We start from the raw sequence: 25,274 nt of genomic DNA on the forward strand, positions 1-25,274 counted from the left end.
TCGCTGCGTCAGCCCTGAACCGCTTCGTCCGTGCGCGGAGCGGTTCAGGGCCGGTCTTCGCCCCGCATCGCGCGGACTTCGGCGGCGATCGCGGCCAGGATCATCTCGAGCAGCATATCGGTATCGCGCAGCGGCCGCAGCAGCCGGTGCTGCATCAGCCCCAGCGACTGGGTGAGGATCATGTCGCCCAGCACCGCGCGGCGGCGCGCCAGATGGTCGCCCGGCGCGAGAAGGGCGAGGGCGGCGTGCATGTCGCCCTCCACCGCGCCCTGCGTGCGCGTGAAGATCGCGGCGATGCGGGCGTTGCGAGTCGATTCGGCGATGATCTCGGCGAACAGCGGCTCGCTGGTGCTCTGGTCGGAAGGGCGCATGAACTGGCGGATCCACGCCCATACCAGCGTCTCGTCACCGGCCGCGATCGCACGATACAGCGACTCGCGTTCGAGAAAGGCGTAGCAATCGCCCTCGACGATCGCGGCGACGATATCTTCCTTGGCCTCGAAATCGCGATAGATCTGGCCGACCGCGACACCCGACTCCCTGGCGATCTGCGCCACGCCGGTCGCGTGAAAGCCGTTGTTCACGAACAGCTTGCGCGCCGCATCGATCACGCGCAGCCGGCGCGATCCCGCACGATCCCGCATCCCCCCGCTGCACAAGCCTTCCATTTCCATCCTCGTCCCAAGTCCAAGCCGCTTGACGCTGCTATCGTCTTCGCAGTAGCAGCATTTTGTGAGTGATCGATCACTCACATAAATTATTCGGCAGATCCACGCATGAATTTTCTTCGTCGCACCGCGCCTGCGCTGACTCTGATGCTGGCCGCGTGCGGCAAGCCGGCCACGCAGCCGGCCCAGCCACCCGCACCGGCGGTCGGGTATGTGACGGTACGTGAACAGGCGGTGACGCTGACGAACGAGCTGCCCGGCCGCACCTCCGCCTACGAAACGTCGCAGGTCCGGCCGCAGGTCAATGGCATCGTCGAGGCGCGGCTGTTCACCGAAGGCGACATGGTCCGCCAGGGCCAGCCGCTCTACCGCATCGACGCCTCGCCCTATCAGGCGCAGGTGGCCAACGCCCGTGCGGCGCTGGCGCGGGCGAAGGCGGCGATCGCGTCGAGCGCGGCGCTGGCGCGGCGTTACGGCGAGCTGGTGAAGATCAACGCGATCTCGAAGCAGGATTACGAGAATTCGCAGACCAGCGCGGCACAGGCGCAGGCCGACGTCGCGGCCCAGCAGGCCGCGCTGCGCACCGCGCAGATCGATCTGGGCCGCACCACCGTGCGCGCGCCGATCGCCGGACGCATCGGCCGCTCGGTCTACACCACGGGCGCGCTCGTCACCGCCGCGCAGACCGATCCGCTCGCGACGATCCAGCGGCTGGACCCGATCTATGTCGATATCCAGCAATCGAGCGCCGACCTGCTGAAGCTGCGCCAGCAGATCCTCGCGGGCCAGGTGGCGCGCGACGGCAATGCGCGCGTGAAGCTGCTGCTGGAGGACGGCACGACGTTCGGCCCCGAGGGCACGCTGCGCTTTGCCGACGTGACGGTGGACCCGACGACGGGCACGCAGGTGATCCGCGCGCTGTTCCCCAATCCCAACGGCCTGTTGCTGCCGGGCATGTATGTCCGCGCGCAGCTGGTGGAGGGCACGCAGGCCAGGGCGATGCTGGTGCCGCAACGCGCCGTCAGCCGCGACGAGCGCGGCAACGCGACCGTGATGGTGGTGGGGCCGGACAACAAGGTCGCGCCGCGCTCGCTCCAGACGAACCGGACAATCGGCGACAATTGGCTCGTCACCGGCGGCCTGCGCCCCGGCGACCGGGTGATCGTGGAGGGTGGCATGAACCTTCGCCCCGGCATGCCGGTGCAGCCCAGCCCCTGGAACCCGAACGCCCAGCCCGCCGCACCCGCGCAGGCGCAGCCTCAGGCACAGGGCAAGTAACGCACCATGGCCCGTTATTTCATCGATCGCCCCATCTTCGCATGGGTCATCGCGATGGTCCTGATGCTCGCGGGCATCCTGGCCATCCGATCGCTGCCGATCTCGCAATTCCCGACCATCGCGCCGCCCGCGGTGTCGATCACCGCGACCTATCCGGGCGCGGACGCGCAGACGCTCGAGAACACCACGACGCAGCTCATCGAGCAGCAGATGAAGGGGCTCGACCATCTTCGCTACTTCTCGTCGGTGTCGAGCTCGGCGGGCACCGTCACCATCACGCTGACGTTCGAACAGGGCACCGATCCCGACATCGCGCAGGTGCAGGTGCAGAACAAGCTGCAGGCCGCGACGCCGCTGCTGCCGCAGGAGGTCCAGCAACAGGGCATTCTTGTCGCCAAGGCGACGCAGAACTTCCTGCTCTTCGTCGGGCTCTATTCCGAGAACGGCAAGCATAACGGCGACGATCTCGCCGATTACATCGTCTCCAAGCTCCAGGATCCGCTCGCGCGCGTCAACGGCGTCGGCGATACGCAGGTGTTCGGCTCGCAATATGCGATGCGCATCTGGGTCGATCCGCTGAAGCTCAACAATTACGCGCTGACCATGGCGGACATCCGCAGCGCAGTCATCGCGCAGAACGCGCAGGTCGCCGCCGGCCAGATCGGCGCGCAGCCGGCCCCCAAGGAGCAGATGCTCAACGCGACCGTCTCGGTCGAATCGCGCCTGACCACGCCCGAGCAGTTCGGCGCGATCAGCCTGAAGAGCAATGCCGACGGGTCGATCGTCCGGCTGCGCGACGTGGCGCGCGTCGAAATCGGCGCGGAGAATTACGGCTTCTCGTCCAAGTGGAACGGCAAGCCTGCATCGGGCATCGGCATCAAGCTGGCGCCCGGGGCGAACGCGCTCGACACCGTCACCGCGGTGAAGGCGCGGGTGAACGCGATCGCCAAGCAGTTCCCGCCCGACGTGAAGGTGATCTTCCCCTACGACACCTCGCCCTTCGTCCGCCTGTCGATCAAGCAGGTGATCGAGACGCTGGTCGAGGCGGTGGTGCTCGTCTTCCTCGTGATGTTCCTGTTCCTCCAGAATTTCCGCGCGACGCTCATCCCGACGATCGCGGTGCCGGTGGTGCTGCTCGGCACGTTCGGCGTGCTGGCGATCGCGGGCTATTCGATCAACACGCTCACGCTGTTCGGCATGGTGCTGGCGATCGGGTTGCTCGTCGACGATGCGATCGTCGTCGTGGAAAATGTCGAACGGCTGATCCAGACCGAGCATCTCAGCCCCAAGGATGCCGCGCGCAAATCGATGGACGAGATCACCGGCGCGCTGATCGGCATCGCGCTGGTGCTGTCGGCGGTGTTCCTGCCGATGGCGTTCTTCGGCGGGTCGACCGGCGTCATCTATCGCCAATTCTCGATCACGATCGTCTCCGCGATGGTGCTGTCGGTGTCGGTCGCGTTGATCCTCACGCCCGCGCTGTGCGCGACGATCCTGAAGCCGCACGATCCCGACAGGCGGGAGAGCAACGGGCCGCTCGCGCGCTTCTTCCGCTGGTTCAACGACAAGTTCGATCGCGGCCAGGCAAAATACGAGCGCGGCGTGCGCGGGACGGCGCGCAACTGGAAGCGGTCTGCGCTGATCTACGGGCTGATCGTGATCGGCATGGCGGTGCTGTTCGTCCGCCTGCCCACCGGCTTTTTGCCGGACGAGGATCAGGGCATCATGATCGCGCTGGTGCAGGGCCCGTCGGGTGCATCGAGCGCGCGCACCGAAAAGGCGCTCGACACGATCCAGAACCATTTCCTGAATGCCGAGGGCAAGAACATCCAGGGCGTCTACACGCTCAACGGCTTCAGCTTCGCGGGCAGCGGCCAGAACAGCGGCATCGCCTTCATCCCGCTCAGAGGCTGGGAGGATCGCGCCGGCGCCGCCAACAAGGCGCAGGCGATCGCCGGCCGCGCGATGGGCGTGTTCTCGCAGTTCAAGGATGCGATGATCTTCGCGGTCGTGCCGCCGGCGGTGCAGGAACTGGGCAACGCGACCGGCTTCGACTTCCAGTTGGTCGATCAGACCGGCATCGGCCACGCCAAGCTGCTCGAGGCGCGCAACATGATGCTCGGCATGGCGATGCAGGACAAGTCGCTGGTCGGCGTGCGTCCCAACGCGCTCGACGACGCGCCGCAGTTGAAGATCAACGTCGATCACGACAAGGCGCGTGCACTCGGCCTCGATCTCTCGACCGTCAACGACACGATCTCCAGCGCCTGGGGCGGCAGCTACATCAACGACTTCATCGACCGTGGCCGCGTGAAGCGCGTCTATTTCCAGGCCGACCAGCCCTATCGGATGGCGCCCGAGGATATCGGCGACTTCTATGTGCGCGGGGCGACGGGCACGATGGCGCCGTTCAGCTCCTTCGCCGATCTGAGCTGGAGCCAGGCGCCGGTGCAGCTCACCCGCTATAACGGGCAGCCGGCGATGGAAATCCTCGGCCAGCCCGCGCCCGGCGTGTCGTCGGGCACCGCGATGGCGGCGATCGAGGCGATCCACGCCAAGCTGCCGCCGGGCACCGCGCTCGAATGGACCGGTCTCAGCTATGAGGAGCGGCTATCGGGCGGCCAGGCGCCGGCGCTCTACGGGCTGTCGCTGCTCATCGTGTTCCTCTGCCTGGCGGCGCTTTACGAAAGCTGGTCGGTGCCGATCTCGGTGATGCTGGTGGTGCCGCTGGGGATCGTGGGGGCGCTGCTCGCTGCGACGCTGACGGGCCTTGGCAACGACATCTATCTGCAGGTGGGCCTCATCACCACGATCGGCGTTTCGGCCAAGAACGCGATCCTGATCGTGGAATTCGCCGAGGAGCAGATGCGCGACGGCAAGAACGCGTTCGACGCCGCGATCGCCGCGGCCAAGCTGCGCCTTCGTCCGATCCTGATGACGTCGCTGGCGTTCATCTTCGGCGTCTTCCCGCTCGCCATCTCCACCGGTGCGGGTGCCGGCGGACAGAATGCGATCGGCCGTGCGGTGGTCGGCGGCATGCTGTCCGCTACCATCCTGGCGATCTTCTTCGTGCCGATGTTCTTCGTCGTCGTGCTGCGCCTGTTCGGCCGGCATGGCGGCAAGGACGAAGCGCACGAGGAGCGCCGCGCCGACCCGAACGATACCGATGGCGCGACCCCCGCGCCGCAGGGAGCCTGATGGCCGTGACGATCCGTTTCCCCCTCGTGGCGGCGCTCGCCGCCAGCACCGCGCTCGCTGGTTGCAACCTCGCGCCCACCTATGTCCGCCCGGCGGGTGGCGTGCCCGCGGCGCTCCCGCAGGGCGGCGTCTATCCCGCCGCGGCGACCGACGCGCGCGACATCACGCGCGTCGGCTGGCGCGATTTCTTCATCGACGAGCGCCTGCGCCAGGTGATCCAGCGCGGCCTCGACAACAACCGCGATCTCCAGGTCGCGGCGGCCAATGTGCTGCAGGCGCGTGCGCAATATCGCGTGCAGCGCGCCGAGTTGCTGCCATCGGTGGCGGCGTCGGGATCGGCGACGTACACGAACAATCTGTTCGGCGCCTCGGGAGCCACCGGCGGTGCCACGGGGGCCACGGGCACCACGACGACGGGGAGCACGACGACCGGCGGCACCACCACGGGAACCGCCGCCACGGGCACCGGCACGGTCGGCAGCGCGGTCGGCACGGGATCGACCGACCTTCATTATTACAGCGCGAACGTCGGCGTGTCGGCGTTCGAACTCGATCTGTTCGGCCGCGTCCGCAATCTGAGCAAGGCGGCGCTCGAGCAATATTTCGCGACCGAGGAGGCGCAGCGCAGCACCCGCATCACGCTGATCGCCGAGATCGCGTCCGCATGGCTGACGATCGCGTCGGACGAGGATCAGCTCGCGCTGTCGCAGCAGACGCTGGGCACGTTCAAGGAAACGCTGGATCTCACGACCGCGCAGTTCCGCATCGGGGTGGCCTCCGAATTGGAGTCGCGTCAGGCGGAGACGAATTATCAGGCCGCGCGCAACGACATCGCGGTGCTGCGCACGCAGATCGCGCGCGATCGCAACGCGCTCGACCTGCTCGTCGGCACGCCGGTGGAAGCCGCGCTGCTGCCCCCTGCGCTCGGCGACATGCGGCCGGGCATCCAGGTGCTGCCGACCGACCTGTCCTCGACCGTGCTGCTGCGCCGCCCCGACGTGCTTCAGGCGGAGCATCAATTGATCGCGCAGAACGCGAATATCGGCGCGGCGCGTGCGGCGTTCTTCCCCACGATCTCGCTGACGGCGACGCTGGGCACGATCAGCACCGCGCTCGGCGGCCTGTTCGCCAGCGGAACGCGCACTTACACCGCCAGCCCTTCGATCGCGCTGCCGCTGTTCGACGGCGGCCGCAACAAGGGCAATCTCGATTATGCCCGCGCCTCGCGCGATGCGGCGGTCGCGACCTATCAGAAGACGGTGCAGACCGCGTTCCGCGAGGTGGCCGATGCGCTGGCGGAGCGCGGCACGATCGACGAGCAGATCGCCGCCCAGTCCGCGCGTGCCAATGCCGCACAGGTGGCGGCGCGGCTGTCGGAGGCGCGCTACCGATCGGGAGTGGATTCCTTCCTCACCTCGCTCGATGCGCAGCGCACCGCCTATGCCGCGCAGCAGCAATTGGTGACGACCCGGCTCAACCGCGGAAGTAACCTCGTCGAGCTGTACCGGGCGCTGGGGGGCGGCCTGAGCTGAGGGCCGGCCGCCCGCTTGCCAGCGGCGAAAATGCGCGTACCTTGTCCGAAAACGATAAGGAGAGAGCGATGGCCACCACCCCGTCCTTCCAGGCCGATCCCGGCGAGGAAAGCCTCATCATCCTGCAGAGCCTGCTCTGCCTGATGCGCGAGAAGAACCTGCTGACCCGCGCCGATATCGAAGAGCTTTGCCACAAGGTGGAGCGGCGTTCGGACGCGGCGGCGGCACCCATGCCGATTTCGTGCTGCCCGCAAAGCGCCGCCGAGGCGTCGGGCATCATGCAGCGGCTGACCAGCTATATCGGCCAGCGTTATGGCGGGAAGCATCTGCGCGCCTATCGATAGGTTTGGCCGAATCCTCTCGTGTTGCGGGCCTCATTGGCTATAGCGACAGGCCTGTGGCGAGCCGAAGCATCGGCCGCCGACCGACCTGGAGAGGACCGCCCCATGAGAGGCCATGACGAGCCCCGTTCGTTGACCATCGACGCGCCCACGCGCCACCACGCGCTGCGCGCCTGGGTGGAGGACGTCGCAGCGCTGGCCAAACCCGACGCGATCCACTGGTGCGACGGATCGGAGGCGGAGTGGCAGGCGATGGCGGCGGCGCTGACGGCGGCCGGCACGCTGATCCCGCTCGATCCCGCCAAGCGCCCCAACAGCTTCTATGCGCGCTCCGATCCGCGTGACGTCGCGCGGGTCGAAAGCCGCACCTTCATCTGCTCCGAGCGCGAACAGGATGCGGGGCCGACCAACAACTGGCGCGACCCCGCCGAGACCCGCGCCACGATGGCCGCGCTGTTCGATGGCTGCATGCGCGGGCGGACGATGTACGTCGTGCCATTCTGCATGGGCCCGATCGGCGCGGCGCAGAGCGCGATCGGCGTCGAGATCACCGACAGCGCCTATGTCGTGATGTCGATGCGGCTGATGACGCGGATGGGCGACGCGGCGCTGGCGATGCTGGGCGAGGACGGGTTCTTCGTGCGCTGCGTCCATTCGGTGGGCATGCCGCTCGCGCCCGGGCAGGCCGATGTCGCCTGGCCGTGCAACGCCGAGAAATGGATCGTCCATTATCCCGAGACGCGCGAGATCTGGTCCTATGGCTCGGGCTATGGCGGCAATGCGCTGCTCGGCAAGAAATGCTTCGCGCTGCGCATCGCGAGCGTCATGGCGCGCGACGGCGGCTGGATGGCCGAGCATATGCTGATCCTGAAGCTCACCAGCCCCGAGGGCCGCGTCCATTTCGTCGCCGCCGCCTTTCCCAGCGCGTGCGGCAAGACCAACATGGCGATGCTCGAGCCGACCATCCCCGGCTGGACGGCGGAGACGATCGGCGACGACATCGCGTGGATGCGTTTCGGCCAGGACGGCCGGCTCTATGCGGTGAACCCGGAGGCGGGGTTCTTCGGCGTGGCGCCGGGCACCAGCCCCGCGACCAACCGCAACGCCATCGCCACGCTTCACGCCAACGCGATCTACACCAACACCGCGCTCACCCCCGATGGCGACGTGTGGTGGGAAGGGCTGACCGAGACGCCGCCCGCCGGGCTGATCGACTGGCAGGGCGAGCCCTGGGATCCCGCGAGCGGCAAGCCCGCGGCGCACCCCAATGCGCGCTTCACCGTGCCCGCCGCGCAATGCCCCGTGATCGCACCCGAATGGGACGATCCGGCAGGCGTGCCGATCTCGGCGATCCTGTTCGGCGGCCGGCGCGCGAGCGCGGTGCCGCTCGTCGTGGAGGCGTTCGACTGGGAGCATGGCGTGTATCTGGGCGCGAACATCGCGTCGGAGGGTACGCCCGCGGCCGAGGGCGCGGTGGGCGTGTTGCGCCGCGATCCTTTCGCGATGCTGCCCTTTTGCGGCTATGACATGGCGGATTATTTCGACCATTGGCTGCGGATCGGCGCGGCGGCGCAGTCGGACGACCGGCAGCTGCCGCGCCTCTTCCTCGTCAACTGGTTCCGCAAGGGCGCTCACGGTCGCTTCCTCTGGCCGGGCTATGGCGACAATGCGCGCGTGCTGAAATGGATCGTCGAACGGTGCGAAGGCCGGGGGGAGGGCGTGGCCACCCCGATCGGCACGCTGCCGAGCCCGGACGCGCTCGATCTGGAGGGGCTGGACTTGTCGGAGGACGCGCTCGCCACGCTGTTGCAGGTCGATCCGGTCGCCTGGCGCGAGGAGGCGCGCGCGAACGCCGCCGATCTGGCGATCTTCGGCGACCGGCTGCCGCGGGCGCTGGTCCGGCAGCAGCACGCGCTGGAGGAGCGGCTCGCGCGGGGATAGCGGGGCCATCGGCGGGGCGGGAATGGCGGGTGCGGCCTTATCTTTCGGCGCGCACCGCCTATCTGTTCCTTACCGATGCCCCCGAATTTTCCGCTTGTTCTCGCGTTCGGCGACAGTCTCGTCGCCGGCTATGGCCTGTCCCGCGCCGATGGCTTTTGCGCGCAGCTCGAACGCGGGCTGCGCGCGCGGCATCCAGGGGCGGTGGTGATCGACGCGGGCATGGCGGGCGACACGACCGCGGATGCCGTGCGCCGCCTGCCGCGCGTCCTCACGCGGCTTGGCGCGCGCCCGGATCTCGCGATCGTGCAGATCGGCCCCAACGACGTGCTGCACCGGCTGCCACCGGCCGCGACCCGCGCCAATCTCGACGCGCTGCTGGCGGAGCTGGGCCGTTGCCGCGTGCCGGTGCTGCTGACGACGGTGACGCCACCCGCCTTCCTCGCGGCGCGCGCGGGCGGCCATGTGGGCATCCACGAGGCGGTAGCGGCGCGGCACGGGGCGGCGGTGTGGCCGTTCTTTCCGCCTGGCGTGCTGGGGCATCCCGACATGGTGCTGGCCGACCGCGTCCACCCCAACGCGCGGGCGATTACCGCGGTGGTGGCGGCGATGCTGCCCGCGGTGGAGCGGGCGCTCGCGGCAGGCGACGGCTAGGCCTAATGACATCAGCTCTATCCGTTCGTACCGAGCTTGTCGAAGCACGCTCCCCGCAAGGCTGACTTTGCCGTCGGTACGGCCCTTCGACAAGTTCAGGGCGAACGGATCAACGTAACGTCATCAAATCCAGGCCGAGCGCCGTGCCGTCACCGCCTGGCAAACAGCGCCTTGGGCACCACGACGTGCACGCCCTTGTTGTGGTCGACCAGTTCGGTGATCTCGACATCGCCCGCCACGCTGACGAGCATGTAGGCGTCGTCGCGGGTCATGCCCTTTTCGCTCACCAGGAAATCGATCATGTTGCGCAGCGCCTTGCGCGTCGCGTTGCTCAGATCGTCGTCGAAGCCCATCGCGATATAGGCCTTGGGCGTCTCGGCGCGCAGATAGGCGAGCGGCGCCTTTTTGTGCAGCACGAATTCAAACGTGCCCGTCAGCGAGGTTTCGAGCGCGGTGATGTCCACCTCGCCATTGCCCTGCGCCGCATGGCCGTCGCCCACCTGAAACAGCGCGCCCGCCGCGTGCACGGGCAGGAACAGGATCGTGCCCGCCACCAGCGCCTTGTCGTCCATGTTGCCGCCGTTGATGGTGGGCGGTGCGGAGTCGTAGCGGCCGAAGGAAGGCGGCGGCGCCACGCCCATGCTGCCGAAGAACGGCGCGAGCGGCACGTCGATGCCGGGCGCGAACCGGCCGACCATCCGCTTGGCGTCGAGCGGCACGATCTTCATCCGCGCATAGGGAAAATCGTCGGTCAGGAAGCCGGCGCCGTAGCGGAACGCATTATAGGCATAGGGGATCGCCAGATCGATCTTGCGGATCCGCACCTCGAGCATGTCGCCGGGCTCCGCGCCGGCGATCGCGATCGGCCCGGTGAGGATATGGCCGCCGGGGCCGCGCGCGCTGGCGGGCACGCCGTCGAACACCGCGCGCAGCGCCGGCTCCACGTCCGCCGGTGCCACGCCCGCCTTTTCCAGGCCCGTGGGGCTGTTGGTCAGCAGCGTGTGGATCACCACCGTGTCGCCCGACCGGATCGTCAGCACCGGCTTGTCGGTGGCGTCGTAATGGCCCCAGGCGACGGTCTGCGGCGTGGCCTTCAGCTCATAGGTTTCGGCGGACAGCGGGGCCGCAAGCGTGGCGGCGGCCAGCGTCGCGAAAAGGGGGAGGCGCATCGTCATTCTCCTCATTTGGCTCTTCAATAGGCGAGGGCGCAGCCATCAGCGCGCATCTCGCTCGCCGCGGCATAGACGCGCGTCGCGCCGTCCATCCGGTGTTCGACGCATTCGTACCGGCCGAAGCCGCCATCGGGTTCGCCGATCGTCCAGCCGATCTCGGCGAGGCGCTGGCGCGTGGCGAGCGGCACGCCGGTCTCCAGCCGCAACAGGCCCTTCGGCCCCAGGCCGGGCGCATCCTCGCCCATCGACTGCGACGATCCCTCGTGATGCCAGCGCGGCTCGTCGCCCGCGGATTGAATCTCGAGGCCATAATCGACGCGGTTGACGATGATCTGCGTCTGGCCCTGGGGCTGCATGTCGCCGCCCATCACGCCGAAGCTCATCCACGGATCGCCGCCGCGCGTGGCGAAGCCGGGAATGATCGTCTGGAACGGCCGCTTGCCCGGCGCATAGATGTTGGGGTGGCCGTCGCGCAGGCTGAACAATTGGCCGCGATCCTGGAACATGAAGCCCAGCCCGTCCGCGACCAGCCCCGATCCCATGCCGCGAAAGTTCGACTGGATCATCGAGACCATCATGCCGTCCTTGTCGGCACAGCTGAAATAGGTGGTGTCGCCATGGCTCGGCGCCTCGCCCGGATGGACGGGGTCGAGGATCCGGTCGGTGCGGATCAGCTTGGCGCGCTGGCGGGCATAATCCTTGGAGATCAGCCATTCGACCGGCACCTGCGCGAAGCGGGGATCGGCATAGAAGCGCGCGCGATCCTCATAGGCGAGCCGCTTGGCCTCCGCCTGCAGATGGATCGACTGCGCGGACTGGAAGCCCGCACCCGCCAGATCGAACGTCTCCAGGATGTTGAGCATCTGGAGCGTGGCGATGCCCTGCGTGTTCGCGCCCAGCGCATGCACGTCGGTGCCGCGATAGCCCGTCCGGTGCGGTTCCACCCATTCCGAATGGTGCGCGGCCAGATCCTCGCGGCGCAGCCAGCCGCCGATCCGCCGGAAATAGCGATCGATGGTGCCCGCGATCTCGCCGCCGTAAAAGGCGTCGCGCCCGCCCGCCGCGATCGCGCGATAGGTGCGCGCGAGATCGGGGTTGCGGAACACCTGGCCCGCCGCCGGCCCCTTGCCGTCCGCCAGCCCATAGGTGCGCAGCGCGTTGGCGGTTTCCTCGATGCCGTTGCCGGAGCGCCGGAACGCGGCCATGCTGCGGCGGATATAATAGGCGATGATGTCGGGCACCGGCGCGCCCGCCTCGGCATGCGCGATGGCGGGTTCGAACAATTGCGCCCAGGGCAGCCGGCCATAGCGCCGGTGCATCGTCCACCATGCATCCACCGCGCCCGGCACCGACACCGACACCGCGCCCAGCGGCGGCAGCGCGCCGTTCACCGCCCGCGCGCGCACCGTCTCCAGGCTGAGCCCGCGCGGCGAGGCGCCGGAGCCCGCCAGCCCGACGACCTTGCGCAGCTTGGGATCCCAGATCATCGCATAGGCATCGCCGCCGACGCCGCTCGACGTGGGTTCGAGAAACCCGAGGCATGCGTTGATGGCGATGGCGGCATCGACCGCCGAGCCGCCCCGGCGCAGCATCTCGATCCCCGCCTGGGTCGCGAGCGGGTGCGCGGTGCCCGCCGCGCCGTTCAGGCCATAGACCGCGGTGCGCGAGGCGAAGCTCGCGCCCACCGGCCGGTCGCCGGCCGTGACGTCGGGCCGCACGAAGCGGTCCTGCCCGGCGACCCAGCGCGCCGGCCGGTCGGGTGCCGCCGATCGTGCCGCGCCGCCCTGGCCCGGCCCGGCAAGGCTCTGCCCGGTCTGCGCACCCACGGTGCCGGGCAGCAACGCCGCACCCGGCAAGGCGGCAAGGAAGGTCCGACGACGCAAGGGCAGGCTCCCGCAAATCCGCCCCGATCCTCGCGACATACGACCGTGCTGGCAAGGGGCGTCATACGGGGCGGGGCGAGGAGCGACGGGCCGCCCGATGGGCCGCACGCGAAAAGACCGGGGATCGCGTATCGCGACCCCCGGCCCCTCGTCGTTACCGGCCGTTCAGGCGTGCTTAGCGGTGCAGGTCGAAGCGGTCCGCTTCCATCACCTTCACCCAGGCCGAGACGAACTGGTTCACGAACCGGTCCATCCCGTCGCTGCTCGCATAGACCTCGGCCAGCGCGCGCAGCTCGGAGTTCGAGCCGAACACCAGATCCGCCCGCGTGCCGGTCCACTTGACCTCTCCGTCGACGGTCGCCTCGAACGTCTCCGACTGCCGATCGAGCGGCCGCCACGTCGTGTCGAGCGCCAGCAGGTTGACGAAGAAGTCGTTCGTCAACGTGCCGACCCGGTCGGTCAGCACGCCCTGCTTGGTGCCCTTGTGCGTGACGCCCATCACGCGGAGACCGCCGACGAGCGCGGTCATGTCGGGTGCGCTGAGGTTCAGCAGGTTGGCGCGGTCGATCAGCAGATATTCCGCGGGCAGCCGGCTGTCCGGGCTCTTGTAGTTGCGGAACGCATCGGCGCGCTGCTCCATATGGCTGAACGATTCGACGTCGGTCTGCTCCTGCGTCGCGTCGGTGCGGCCGGGCGTGAACGGCACGACCAGGTCGCGTCCCGCCGCCTTGGCCGCCTGTTCGATGCCGACGCTGCCGCCGAGCACGATCAGGTCGGCGACCGACACCGTCTTGCCGCCCGTGCTATAGTCCGCGGCGATCGCCTCGAGCGCTTCGATGACCGGGCCGATCACGGCCTGATCGTTGGTCGGCCAGCTCCGCTGCGGCTCCAAACGGATACGCGCCCCATTGGCGCCACCGCGCTTGTCGCTGTTGCGATAGGACGAGGCCGACGCCCAGGCGGTGGTGACGAGCTGCGTGACGCTCAGGCCCGACGCCGCGATCCGCTGCTTCAGATCGGCGATGTCGTCCGCCCCGAGGGCCGGGCCGGTCGGCTGCGGCAAGGGATCCTGCCACACCAGCTCTTCCTGCGGGACTTCCTTGCCGACGTAACGCGACTTGGGGCCCAGATCGCGGTGCGTCAGCTTGAACCAGGCGCGCGCGAACGCGTCGGCAAAGGCATCGTGATCGTTCAGGAAGCGGCGCGAGATTTCCTCATAGACCGGGTCGACGCGCAGCGCGACGTCGCTCACCAGCATCGTCGGCCGGTGAGTCTTGCTCGGATCATGCGCGTCGGGAACGTCGGCAGCGGCGTCCTTCGCTACGAACTGGTGTGCGCCGCCGGGGCTCTTGGTCAGCTCCCACTCATGCTCGAACAGGTTCTTGAAATAGAGGTTGGTCCACTTGGTCGGCTCCTGCGTCCAGGTGACCTCGAGCCCGCTGGTGATCGTGTCGCCCGCATTGCCGGTACCGTGGCTGTTCTTCCAGCCGAGGCCCATTTCCTCGATCGGCGCGCCCTCGGGCTCCGGTGCGACGACGCCTTCCGGATTGGCCGCACCGTGCGTCTTGCCGAAGGTGTGGCCGCCCGCGATCAGCGCGACGGTCTCCTCGTCGTTCATCGCCATCCGGCCGAACGTCTCGCGGATATCGCGGGCCGAGGCGGCGGGATCGGGGTTCGCGTTGGGGCCCTCGGGGTTGACGTAGATCAGGCCCATCTGGACGGCGGCCAGCGGGTTCTCCAGGTCGCGATCGCCGGTGTAGCGCTCGTCGCCGAGCCACTCGTTCTCCGGGCCCCAATAGACGTCCTGATCGGGCTCCCACACATCGGCGCGACCGCCCGAGAAGCCATAGGTGGGCAGGCCCATCGATTCGAGCGCGACGTTGCCGGTCAGCACGATCAGATCCGCCCAAGAGAGCGACTGGCCGTATTTCTGCTTGATCGGCCAGATCAGGCGGCGCGCCTTGTCGAGATTGGCGTTGTCCGGCCAGCTGTTGAGCGGTGCGAACCGCTGCTGCCCTTCGCCCGCGCCGCCGCGGCCATCGGCCACGCGGTACGTGCCGGCGCTGTGCCAGGCCATGCGGATCATGAAGGGGCCATAATGGCCGAAATCGGCCGGCCACCAGGGCTGCGAGGTGGTGAGCAGCGCAGCGATGTCGGCCTTCACCGCATCGAGGTCGAGCGCCTCGAACGCCTTTACATAATCGAAATCGGCGGGCAGCGGATTGCCGACGGCCGGGTTCTTGGCAAGGATCTTGAGGTTCAGCGCCTTGGGCCACCATTGCTGGTTCGTCCCGCCCTGCGTCGGATGCGCGACGCGGTCGGGCATGATCGGGCATTTCTGGCCGGCGGCGACGGCGCCGTCGGTGTTCATCTCGGCGACGACGGCGTCGTCGTGCTTCACTTCAGCCACGGTGGTTCTCCTTGGGGGAAAGGGATTGCGAAACAGGAATGGCAGCCGGCCGCGCGGCGACGCAGCTTCGGCACAGGCCGCGATAGGTAATCTCGGCCTCGTCGATCACGAAGCCCGCGGCATCGGCCACGTCGAGGCAGGGGGCGGCGCCCACCGCGCAATCGACATCGACCACCAACCCGCAGGCGCGACAGACGCAGTGATGATGGTTGTCGTGCGTGCGCGTCTCGTACACCGCCGGGCGGCCGTCCACGATCAGCCGGCGCAACAGCCCGGCCTCGGTCAGGTTGGCGAGGCAGTCGTAGATCGCCTGGTGCGACACGTCGGGCAGCACCAGCGACACCGCCGCCAGCACCGCGGCGGCATTGGTGTGCGGTGCGGCCTCGACCGCCTCCAGCACCGCCACGCGCTGGCGCGTGACGCGCAGCCCGGCCGCGCGGATCAGATCGATCGAACCCTGGGTCTCGGCGCCGTGCATGGAAGCCGTTTAACGGCCTTTCTGGGATGATTCAAGAAAACTTCTCGATAAAGGGATGATCCAGCCGGAGATCGTCGACGATCCGCTCGACCGCGTCATTCTCATAGGCATCGCCCGAGGGCGCGATCGACCAGTTGCAATGCGCATGCGTCGCGCGGTCGTGGACTCGCACCGGCCCGACGACGAGCCGCCAGTGCCGGCGAGTGCGGCCCGCCTCCCGCACGAGCTTCGTCACGAGGATGTCCTGGAGATCGCCGGCGGTCATCGCGCGTCCCTGGCCGAGCCCGCCCTGATCGGCAACCCGGCCGAAGCCCGCGCCATCACCGTTTGAACAGCGGCACCAGTATTTCGAGGACCGATGCCCCGGCGAGCGGCCCCACCAGCAGCATCAGCAGGTTGAAGCCGAGCAGCCAGCCGATCATCCGCTCGCGCGTCTTCGTCATGCGCGGGCGTGATGGTGGAGACCAGGGTTCGGGCGGCGGCCAGGCGTTGTGAAGATCGAGGAACATCGATGATTCCTTGCGGCCGACTCACATCGGCGGAACGCACGATCGGATGGCCCGCGCGATATAGGCCTTTTCCGCGGATCGGGAACCATCGGGCCGCTCGCCGGTAACTAGGCGCAAGCGCGCGACCAAGCAGAACAGGCGTGCATCCGGGGGCGGATCGTCATCATCTTGGGGAACGCCATGTCGGCATCGACTCACAACACCCGCCTATGGCTTCGCCTCGCGGCGCTGGCAGTGGCCGCCGTCGGGCTGTTCAACCTGATAGGCGGCGGCTGGCTCGTCGCGATCGGCGGCAGCGTCTATTATCTGCTGCTCGGGGTCGCGCTGCTGGTGGCGGCGGTGCTGCTGTGGCGGGGGCGGCCCGCCGGGCTCCACGTGGTGGCGGCGGCGATCGCAGCGACGCTCGTCTGGGCGGTCTGGGAAATCGGTTTCGACTGGTGGCAGCTCGTGCCGCGCGGCGACGTGCTGTTCGTGCTCGGCGCGCTGCTGTTGTTGCCGCCCGTGTCGCGCGGCCTGCAGGGCCGCGGCGTGGCGCGCGCGGTACCGCTGGCGCTGGTGTTGTGTGCGGCCGGCGGGGTGGCGCTCGTCTCCGCCTTTCACCGCGATCACGATCGCCCGGGCCAGCTCGACCTTGCCGCGCGGGCGCCTTTGTCGGGAGCGCCGTCCGCTACCGCGGGCGGCGACTGGCCGGCTTATGCCGGGAGCTGGAACGGACAGAAATTCGCCGCACTCGACCAGATCACGCCGGCCAATGTCGACCGGCTGAAGGTTGCGTGGCAGATCCACACCGGCGATCGCAAGCGGCCGACCGATCCCGACGAGACGACCTATGAGATGACGCCGCTGAAGATCGGCGACACCGTGTATCTGTGCACGCCGCACAACTGGATCGTCGCGGTCGACGCCGAAACGGGCAAGCCGCGCTGGCGCTTCGACCCGCATGTCGTCGTCTCGCCCAATCTCCAGCATCTGACGTGCCGCGGCGTTTCCTATGCGCGCGTGGCCCCGGGCGGCGCCTGTGCCGAGCGCCTGTACATGGCGACCGCGGACGCCCGGCTGATCGCGATCGACGCGCGCAGCGGCCGGCCGTGCGGCGGCTTCGGCGAGCACGGCGCGGTCGATCTGCGACGCGGAATGCGGGTCGGCAAGGCGGGCTGGTATCAGGGCACGTCGTCGCCGCTGGTCGCGAACGGCGTCGTGGTCATGGGCGGCGCGGTCTATGACGATGTCTCCACGCACGTGCCCTCGGGCGTGATCCGCGCCTATGACCTGCGCACCGGCGCGCTGCGGTGGAATTTCGATCCCGGCCGCGCCGGCGACACCCGGCCGCTGCCCGACGGCAGCCTCTACACGCCGTCTACGCCCAATATGTGGAGCACGGCGGCGGCAGATCCCGCGCTGGGCCTCGCCTATTTCCCGATGGGCATGGGCGCGGTGGACCAATGGGGCGGCAACCGCTCGCCCGCCACCGAGCGCTGGGCGACCACGATCCTGGCGCTCGATCTGGCCACGGGAAAGCCGCGCTGGGCGTTCCAGACGGTGCATCACGATCTGTGGGACATGGATATTCCTGCGCAGCCGACGCTGGTCGACCTCGATCTGCCCGGCAAGGGCCGCGTGCCCGCGCTCGTCCAGTCCACCAAGACGGGCAACATCTTCGTGCTCGATCGCCGGAACGGCCATCCCCTCTTTCCCGTCACAGAACGGCGCGTGCCGGGCGGCGCGGCGCCGGGCGATCATACATCGCCCACCCAGCCCTATTCGGCGGTGTCGCTGTTCCCCGAACGGCGGATCGAGGAGCGCGACATGTGGGGCGGCACGATGCTCGACCAGCTCGCCTGCCGCATCGCCTATCGGCGGCTGCGCTATGACGGCCCGTTCACCCCGCCGAGCGAGCAGGGCACGATCGTCTTCCCCGGCAATTTCGGCGTGATGGACTGGGGCGGCATCGCAATCGATCCGGTGCGGCAGGTGGCGTTCGCGCATCCCAATTACATGGCGTTCGTCGACCGGCTGATCCCGCGCAATACGGCGGGCGCCGAGAGCAAGGGATCGGCGGGCGGATCCGATTTTCGCGGGGCCGACGTGCATGGCTACAACCCCAATGCCGGCGCGCCGTTCGCGGTCGCGATGAACCCGTTCCTCTCGCCGCTCGGCCTGCCGTGTCAGGCGCCGCCCTGGGGCTATGTCGCGGGAATCGACCTGCGCACCGGCAAGGTCGCGTGGCGCCACGCCAACGGCACGGTGCGCGACGAGACGCCGCTGCCGCTGCCGTTCAAGATGGGCGTGCCCTCGCTCGGCGGGCCGCTGGTGACCGCGGGTGGCGTCGCGTTCCTGTCGTCGGCGATCGACGATTATGTTCGCGCCTATGACCTGCGCGACGGGCATGTGCTGTGGCGCGCGCGGCTGCCGGCGGGTGGTCAGGCCTCGCCGATGAGCTACCGTTCGGCCGCCACCGGGCGCCAGTTCGTGGTGGTGGTGGCGGGCGGCCACTCCTCGCTCGGCACCAAATTGGGCGATTCGGTGATCGCCTATGCGCTGCCGCGTTCGTGACAGCGATCGCAATTGACGGAGTACGGGACGCCGGCGGCCGCGACGCCCCGGTCGCCGTCGTCCTGTTCGCGCTGGCCATGGGTGGTTTCGCGATCGGCACGACCGAATTCTCGGCGATGAGCCTCTTGCCCTATTTCTCCAAGGCGCTTGGCATCGACGCGCCGACCGCCGGCCATGTCATCAGCGCCTATGCGTTGGGCGTGGTGGTGGGGGCGCCGACGATCGCGGTGGTGGGCGCACGGCTGCCGCGGCGGACGCTGCTGATGGGCCTGATGCTCGTCTTCGCGCTCGGCAATCTGGCGAGCGCGCTTGCACCCTCCTATCGCTGGATGCTCGCTTTCCGTTTTCTCAGCGGCCTGCCGCACGGCGCCTATTTCGGCGTCGCCTCGCTCGTCGCGGCATCGATGGTCGAGCAGCATCGCCGAACGCAGGCGGTCGCCAGGATGTTCACGGGGCTGACGGTGGCGACGGTCGTCGGCGTTCCCGTGGCCTATGCGATCGGCGAGTATATCGGCTGGCGCTGGGGCTTCGCGCTCGTCGCAGTCCTCGCCATCGCCACCGTGGCGCTCGTCTGGCGGTTCGTGCCGTCAACGCCCGCCGACCGGACGAGCAGCCCTTTGCGCGAACTGGGCGCTCTGCGCCGGCCGCAGGTGTGGCTGACGCTCGGGGTGGGCGCGATCGGGTTCGGCGGGATCTTCGCGGTCTATACCTATCTTGCCACCACGCTCGTGGCGGTCACGGGCGTTTCCGCCAGCGTCGTGCCGTTCGTGCTTGCCATCTTCGGCGCGGGCATGTTCGGCGGTACGCTGGTGTGCGCCTGGGCGGCGGATCGCGCGCTGATGCCGGCTGCGGGCGCCACGCTCGCCTGGACCCTCGTGTGCCTGCTGCTCTATCACGTCGCGGCGCAGAGCATCTGGACGATGGCACCGATCTGTTTCCTCATCGGCACCGGAATCGGACTTGGCACGATCATGCAGACCCGGCTGATGGATGTCGCGGGCGATGCGCAGACGCTGGCAGCGGCGCTCAATCACAGCGCGTTCAATACCGCCAACGCGCTCGGGCCGCTGCTCGCCGGGTTCGCGCTCGCGGCCGGGTTTGGGTGGACGTCGGTCGGCTGGGTGGGCGCCGCACTGGCGGTCGGCGGGCTGGTGATCTGGGCGATCTCCTGGAAGATGGACTCCAGGATCGCGGCCGCCTGACCGTAAGGTACGATAGAGGAGCCGCTCAGGCAATCGGGGCGTCGCGCGTCGCGCGCTGTAAGCAGCGGCATAAAATTTCTCGACAAACCAGCGGTCTCCTCTCGTGAGGTCGACCAACGTAGCCAATCATAAAAGTTCGCTTAGACGCCCCAAAACTTATCCGGCCTCTCACGACTAGGCCGGCATAAGTTTTCCCCGCCCGATTTAGGGCGAAGTCCACGCAGTCGAAGGGCTGAAAGGAAAAGCGGTACGCTCCGGCGATCCGCGTCGCGGCCACGGTCGCCCTCCACATTCCGACATTCAATAGGAGATTGGCCATGGCCAATGAGGAAACGCGTGCGTCCAGCCCGGACGCAGAGCGCGACGATCCGCGTCTGGACGACAGCGTCGATTCTTTCGCGGAAACGCGCAGGAAGATGCAGGAGCTCGTCCGTGGCGCTGCCGCTATGTTGCGGAACCAGCAAGTCGCCGGCCGTCCGGGTGCACAGCCGACCTATCCCGCGATCGACCACGGCACGCTCCGCATTCTGTTGATGAACCTCGTCGGCGTGACGCAGGAAGCACACGGCGCCTTCGACGCCAGGCTGAAGCATACGTTGGGACAAGGCATCATCCTCGATGACCGTCCGCGTGGCGACAAGGGCCCACGGGGCCATCGTCGCTACCTGTTGATGGACGTTCTGCAGCTAGCGCTAGTCTTCCAGCTTCAGCGTGGGTTAGTTGATCCGGCGGCGGCCGCCGCTTTCGTCATCCAAAACCGCGAGAAGCTGGAGGTGCTGTGGGTTGAGGCATCCGGCGCCCGAGACCATTACTGGCTCGAGATCGAGATCGATGCCTATGCCGCGATCGGCGGAGAGAGAAAGGGACGTCCATCCGGGCGGGTGGGTGCGTTGGCATTCCCTGGTTCGCGCGCACGGCGCGGAATAGCCGAACCAGCGCCGGTGCTGCGCTTGGATCTCGCTGCGCTACGCGACCGCGTCGGCAGCTCGATGCTGATTCTCGGCGATGCTTTCCGGACTGCGCAGAAACGATTTCCCGATCTCGATCATGTGAGCGCACTGCAAAAACATCTGGACGAACCGGAGGCATAAACAAGCTCACTGGGTCTCCGTGCGTGTGGATAAGCAGAGGATCCGCAATAACAATGTAAAATATGTGATTGGGACGAACCCAATCATGAGCGGAATTCAACGGCATGTCACGTTGAATAGTGCATGATGCACTAATTTACCTTAAAACAAATGGAATCCTTGTGCCGATGCGAGAAACTAGTGCAATCTGCACTACTTGAATTGCAATCAACCCGACCGCAGGTAGTGCAGCGAAATGGACTAAGAATGGTCGTTTGATGTTTCACCCGCTTCTCACCCGTGACGCTCGGAAACCCGCATGGTCCTCCGGCATCGATATCTCGATGGTGCCGTTGCGAAAGGTCGTTGGTCGCTCGTCGCAGATCAACAATGGCTGGCACCGCACGAACAAGCACCCGCTGGGTTATCTACCCGGGGAGTCGCGGCCCGAGCTCGCACAGTTCCTCGTCCTCGCCGAGATGGACCCCAACGTCTCGCTGGTCGCTGCACAGGCCTGCGTCATCACGTTCGGCCATGACGGCAAGCCCTGCCGACACTTCCCCGACTACGCCGTCATCGAGTCGGGCGGGAGCGTGCTCTACGAGGTCAAGACGGCCCGCAAGTATGGTCAGACCGAGGTGCGGCGACGGCTCGCGTCCGCCGGCCTGTCGATTGAGGCACGCGGATGGCCTTACTTCGTCGCACTCGACAACGAGATGCGTGGAGCTCCCTACTTCCACGCGGCCGAGACGCTGTGGCGACGGCACCGCCCGATCTTCACGGATCTTCAGCGCCTGGCGGTTGAGCGCGCGCTCGGCACCGCCGAGCGAACGGTCGCCGACGTCGTCGCCGATCTCGCCGGCGACGACAACGCGCCTAGCGTCGAACAGGTGCTGTCGCTCGCCGCCAACGCCCGCGTGTTCATCGACCTGACGCAACCCGTCGGGCGTGGCAGCGTCATTCGGCAGGCCGATCCCCAGGCGATGCCGAAGCCGTTGCTGCCGCGCCGCCGTCCCGCCGAGGACCTCGATCTGGAGCAGGCTGCATGACCGCCGTCAGGGCCGTCGACGGTGCCTGGGTCGACTACCATGGTCAGCGCTACCACCTCGAGCGACGCCAGGACCGCAACATGGAGTGGCGCTGCCGCTCGACCCTCGTCCACATGGTCTGGACCGATGCCGAACTTCAGCGGAAGGTCGCGTCTGGCGAGGCCAGGTTCTACAGCGGCATCGGCCGCCCGCCCGCCACCGGCAAGGTCTCGCCCGTGCATGGCAGGCGCAAGGCGTCCGAAGTCGACCGCGAGGAGGCGCGCCGCAAGCTCGTCTACGTCCTCGCCCTGAGGGAGGCGGGCATCCCCGGCGAGGATAAGACGGGCAGCGACTGGGAACTCGTCATCGACGCCACCTACGAGGACCAAGGGCGCACCTGGAAGCGGCTGCGCAGCCGGACCGAGGAGACCGTCCGCAAGCCCGTGCTGAAGTCCGTGCGCCGCTGGGTGGTCGATGCCGGCGATCCGCCCAAGCTGGAGAAGCTGATCTCGCGGCACCGCCACAAGGGCAACTACGACGACCGCCTCGACGCCGACCTACGCGAGCTCATCGGCTCCATGGTCGACGAGGACTACCTGTCCCGCCCGCCGATCACTATCGACGACCTGAAGGACCGGATCGCCGGCAAGATGCCCGACTTCAACGCCGAGCGGGCCAAGAACGGCGGCAAACCCCTCAAGGCGCCGGGGTACACCGCCATTCAATCGTCGATCGATGCGGTGCCCAAAGACACGGTGCTGCGGTCGCGCTACGGAGAAATGGCGGCGTTCTTGCGCTACGGCTCCGCCGCCGCGCAGGCCGATCCCGAGGCTCCGCTCGACCGCGTCGAGCTGGACGCCACCCGCATGGACCTGTTCGTGGTCGACCCGGACACGCTGCTGCCAATCGGCCGGCCGTGGCTGGTCGTCGTGCTGGACCGATGCACCCGCATGGTGCTCGGCTGGTTCGTCACCTTCGAACCCCCCAGCACGCTGGCGCTCATGCAGGCGCTGCGCAGCGCCATCCTGCCCAAGCTCTACCTGGATCAGTTGAAGGAGGAGCGCGGCTGGGTCATCGACCGCGAGCCAGAAACCGGCGGCCTGCCCCGAGTGCTCGTCGTCGACCGCGCGCGAGAAAACATCGCCGAGCACCTTGCCCGCTTCGCCATGCGCATCGGCATCAACCGCGTGGAGATCATGGCCGGCAAGAAGCCGTGGCTCAAGGGTGCCGTCGAGAAGGTCATCGGCACAATCACCCGCAAGGTGCTCCACCCGACCAAGGGCACGTCCTTCCACAACACCTTGGTTCGCATGGGGTACGACTCGATCAAGGACGCGGTCTGCACGCCCGACGACCTAGACTACGGACTGCACAAGTTCTTCATCGACATTTATCCCTGGGCCAAGCACCGGGGCCTGAACGGCCGCCAGCCGATCAAGGTGTGGCGCGAGAAGACCAACGAGCACCCGGTCGACATCATCGGCCACATCGACGATGTCGCCCATCTGTTCGGTCGCACGGATCACGCGAAGCCTGGCCGCTTCGGGATCAACGCCCACAGCATGCAATACTTCTCGCAGGAATTGCTCGAGGTCCAGACCTCGTCCCAGTTCCAGAAGGCGCTGGGCGATCAGGGCGGCAAGCTGGAGTTCCACACCGATCCCGCCTGCATCGACGTGATCCACGTCAGGATGCCTCATGACGAGAGCAAAGTGATCATCGTGCCCGTATCACCCAAGTGGCGGGAATACGCGCGCGGCCTGTCGCTGTGGCACCATCGCAAGATCCGCGAATTCATCCGCGCCGATGCCTCGACCGACGCCGATACGCTCCTCAAGGCCAAGCTGGATTTGGTCGAGATCATGCGTGGTTCCGCATTCGGAAAGCGGCGCTCCATCCGCGCCAGTTCCCAGATCGCCCGGATCGACGGCGTGGGGCGCGTGGCGCCGGCCGGCACCGATGCGCGCAATACCGTGCCCGGCACCGGTGCGCATGCGGCCAGGCCCAAGCCGAAGCCCAAGGCATCGAACGACGCGACCGTGGCCGACGGCGGATCGGCGCACCTGCGCCTGGTCAACGCGGATCAGGTGGAGACCACCGCGGTGACCAGGGCGGACTGCGGAGACAATGGCGCGCGCACGCCCGGCGACAACACCTGCAAGGCCGCTCCCACGCGGCGCAAGAAGGGGTGGACGCCGTGACCAGGCGCGCAGTGATCACGAAGAACGAACCCGCCGAGGAGGCGGTGGACACCGCACACGAAACCGCCGTCGAAGACGGCCGAGGGGAAGAACGGCTCTGGTCCGAGGCGCCGGATGCGATCCGACGCGACGCCCTTCGCGCCTTGTTCGTCGCACGCGACATCGAGAAGCGAATCGTCAACACCGTCAACTCCGCGATCCGCGACCGGCACCTGCACGCCGAGGCCCAGAACGTCGTGATCACCGGCGAGACCGGCGTCGGCAAGTCCGAGATCATGAAGCGCATCCTGGCGGCCAACCCCGAGCGCCGCGATCCCGAGACCGGGAACGTCGTGCGGCCGGTCCTCTACGTCGACGTGCGCAACTCCTCGACACCGAAGGCAGTCGCGCAGGCCATGCTCGTCCAGCTCATGACGCTGAACGGGGTGGCGCTGGTCGACCCGGACGAACTCATCGGCAGTACCAAGGCGGTCGGAGTGCCCGAACTCACCCGACGCGTGAAGACGCAGATGATGGGACAGGGAGTCGTGGCCGCGCTTCTCGACGAGTTTCACAACACCGTCAGCGACAACGGCACCGACCGCCTCAACCGGATCGCCAACTGGGTCAGGGATTTCGCCAAGTCCAAATCACGCAGCGCGGCGAAGCCCGATGGTGACCTGTCCGAGATCATCGTCTTCGTCCTGATCGGCACCAGGAAGGTCGAGCGCATCGTCGACCCCGCACTCAACGACGAGTTGGCCAGCATCACACCCTATCGCGTCAGGGTGCCCCGCTACCGCTACGAGACCGACGACGACAAGGAGGCGTTCCACGAGCTGCTTGCCGAGATCGACAACGAGCTGCCGTTCGACGAGCATGCTGGACTGGACAAGCCGGCGCTCGCGGAGAAATTCCACGTCGCGACCTTCGGCCTGCTGCGCCAGCTCGGCATCATCATCGTCAAGGCCGCCGACCTCGCGATCGAGGACGGATCGGACCGCGTCCGCGAGCACCACCTCCACGCCGCGGTCGAGCTGAAGCGCGGCGTGCTCGAATCGCACCTCATGAGCGCCGAAGCCGAGGGCGAAGAGCGCAGGATCGTCGAGAACCCGTTCATGCCGCCCGAAGCGGTGGAGCGGAAAAGGGCCTCCGGCAAGCGCGGCTGGAAGCCATAGCA

General features: G+C 67.8%; 19 protein-coding genes. 12 read left to right on the top strand and 7 right to left on the bottom strand.

The genetic code is table 11. The features are described 5' to 3' along the window. Positions 1–44: 44 nt before the first annotated feature. On the bottom strand, positions 45–644 hold the full coding sequence (locus L8H00_RS04700) for a TetR/AcrR family transcriptional regulator (protein WP_242096081.1): 600 nt from the start codon (positions 642–644) through the stop codon (positions 45–47). 171 nt (positions 645–815) lie between these two features. Between L8H00_RS04700 and L8H00_RS04705 the strand changes: the two genes are divergently transcribed. The 6 genes from L8H00_RS04705 to L8H00_RS04730 all read left to right on the top strand — a co-directional run bounded on the left by L8H00_RS04705 (position 816) and on the right by L8H00_RS04730 (position 9,609). Beyond that, on the top strand, positions 816–1,946 hold the full coding sequence (locus L8H00_RS04705; RefSeq protein ID WP_242096278.1) for an efflux RND transporter periplasmic adaptor subunit: 1,131 nt from the start codon (positions 816–818) through the stop codon (positions 1,944–1,946). 6 nt (positions 1,947–1,952) lie between these two features. Continuing rightward, positions 1,953–5,144, top strand: a complete 3,192-nt coding sequence (locus tag L8H00_RS04710) for an efflux RND transporter permease subunit (protein ID WP_242096082.1) — start codon at positions 1,953–1,955, stop codon at positions 5,142–5,144. Next, positions 5,144–6,676, top strand: coding sequence for an efflux transporter outer membrane subunit (locus L8H00_RS04715; protein WP_242096083.1), 1,533 nt, complete (start codon positions 5,144–5,146; stop codon positions 6,674–6,676). The genes L8H00_RS04710 and L8H00_RS04715 overlap by 1 nt, the downstream gene beginning before the upstream one ends. Positions 6,677–6,744: 68 nt before the next feature. After that, positions 6,745–7,020 carry a hypothetical protein gene (locus tag L8H00_RS04720; protein WP_242096084.1) on the top strand — a complete coding sequence of 92 codons (276 nt, stop codon included), beginning with the start codon at positions 6,745–6,747 and terminating at the stop codon, positions 7,018–7,020. A 102-nt stretch (positions 7,021–7,122) separates the two neighbouring features. Beyond that, positions 7,123–8,958 carry a phosphoenolpyruvate carboxykinase (GTP) gene (locus L8H00_RS04725; RefSeq protein WP_347340709.1) on the top strand — a complete coding sequence of 612 codons (1,836 nt, stop codon included), beginning with the start codon at positions 7,123–7,125 and terminating at the stop codon, positions 8,956–8,958. 75 nt (positions 8,959–9,033) lie between these two features. Continuing rightward, positions 9,034–9,609, top strand: coding sequence for a GDSL-type esterase/lipase family protein (locus L8H00_RS04730; RefSeq protein WP_242096086.1), 576 nt, complete (start codon positions 9,034–9,036; stop codon positions 9,607–9,609). 149 nt (positions 9,610–9,758) lie between these two features. On the opposite strand, the gene L8H00_RS04735 is transcribed toward L8H00_RS04730, so the two are convergent. From L8H00_RS04735 to L8H00_RS04760, 6 genes are all read right to left on the bottom strand, one after another. Continuing rightward, complete coding sequence (locus L8H00_RS04735) at positions 9,759–10,778, bottom strand: acetamidase/formamidase family protein (RefSeq protein ID WP_242096087.1); 1,020 nt, start codon at positions 10,776–10,778, stop codon at positions 9,759–9,761. 23 nt (positions 10,779–10,801) lie between these two features. Continuing rightward, a complete protein-coding gene (locus L8H00_RS04740; RefSeq protein WP_242096088.1) occupies positions 10,802–12,664 on the bottom strand; it encodes a gamma-glutamyltransferase family protein in 1,863 nt (620 codons plus the stop codon). Between the two features lie 175 nt (positions 12,665–12,839). Then, entirely contained in the window at positions 12,840–14,990 is a 2,151-nt protein-coding gene (gene katG, locus L8H00_RS04745; RefSeq protein ID WP_242096279.1) for a catalase/peroxidase HPI, read from the bottom strand. A gap of 76 nt (positions 14,991–15,066) precedes the next feature. Further along, the gene (locus tag L8H00_RS04750) at positions 15,067–15,552 is read right to left on the bottom strand and encodes a Fur family transcriptional regulator (protein ID WP_242096089.1); all 486 of its coding nucleotides are present in this window, start codon (positions 15,550–15,552) and stop codon (positions 15,067–15,069) included. A gap of 31 nt (positions 15,553–15,583) precedes the next feature. Further along, positions 15,584–15,817, bottom strand: coding sequence for a hypothetical protein (locus tag L8H00_RS04755; protein ID WP_242096090.1), 234 nt, complete (start codon positions 15,815–15,817; stop codon positions 15,584–15,586). A 55-nt stretch (positions 15,818–15,872) separates the two neighbouring features. Next, positions 15,873–16,061: a hypothetical protein gene (locus tag L8H00_RS04760; protein WP_242096091.1), complete on the bottom strand. Its 189-nt coding sequence runs from the start codon at positions 16,059–16,061 to the stop codon at positions 15,873–15,875. 180 nt (positions 16,062–16,241) lie between these two features. On the opposite strand from L8H00_RS04760, the gene L8H00_RS04765 reads away from it, so the two are divergent. The 6 genes from L8H00_RS04765 (at position 16,242) to L8H00_RS04790 (ending at position 25,272) form a co-directional block, all read left to right on the top strand. After that, on the top strand, positions 16,242–18,614 hold the full coding sequence (locus L8H00_RS04765) for a membrane-bound PQQ-dependent dehydrogenase, glucose/quinate/shikimate family (protein ID WP_242096092.1): 2,373 nt from the start codon (positions 16,242–16,244) through the stop codon (positions 18,612–18,614). Between the two features lie 77 nt (positions 18,615–18,691). After that, positions 18,692–19,816, top strand: a complete 1,125-nt coding sequence (locus L8H00_RS04770) for an MFS transporter (RefSeq protein ID WP_242096280.1) — start codon at positions 18,692–18,694, stop codon at positions 19,814–19,816. A 317-nt stretch (positions 19,817–20,133) separates the two neighbouring features. Next, positions 20,134–20,907 (top strand): hypothetical protein, encoded by a 774-nt coding sequence (locus L8H00_RS04775; protein ID WP_242096093.1) that lies wholly within the window; start codon positions 20,134–20,136, stop codon positions 20,905–20,907. A 257-nt stretch (positions 20,908–21,164) separates the two neighbouring features. Further along, the gene (locus L8H00_RS04780) at positions 21,165–21,935 is read left to right on the top strand and encodes a hypothetical protein (RefSeq protein WP_242096094.1); all 771 of its coding nucleotides are present in this window, start codon (positions 21,165–21,167) and stop codon (positions 21,933–21,935) included. Continuing rightward, positions 21,932–24,115, top strand: coding sequence for a transposase family protein (locus L8H00_RS04785; protein ID WP_242096095.1), 2,184 nt, complete (start codon positions 21,932–21,934; stop codon positions 24,113–24,115). The genes L8H00_RS04780 and L8H00_RS04785 overlap by 4 nt, the downstream gene beginning before the upstream one ends. Then, positions 24,103–25,272, top strand: coding sequence for an ATP-binding protein (locus tag L8H00_RS04790; protein ID WP_242096096.1), 1,170 nt, complete (start codon positions 24,103–24,105; stop codon positions 25,270–25,272). Before L8H00_RS04785 ends, L8H00_RS04790 begins: the two co-directional genes overlap by 13 nt. The last annotated feature ends 2 nt before the right edge of the window (positions 25,273–25,274 follow it).

The sequence above is a fragment of the Sphingomonas sp. CROZ-RG-20F-R02-07 genome, from assembly GCF_022662335.1.
Taxonomy (GTDB): Bacteria; Pseudomonadota; Alphaproteobacteria; order Sphingomonadales; family Sphingomonadaceae; genus Sphingomonas.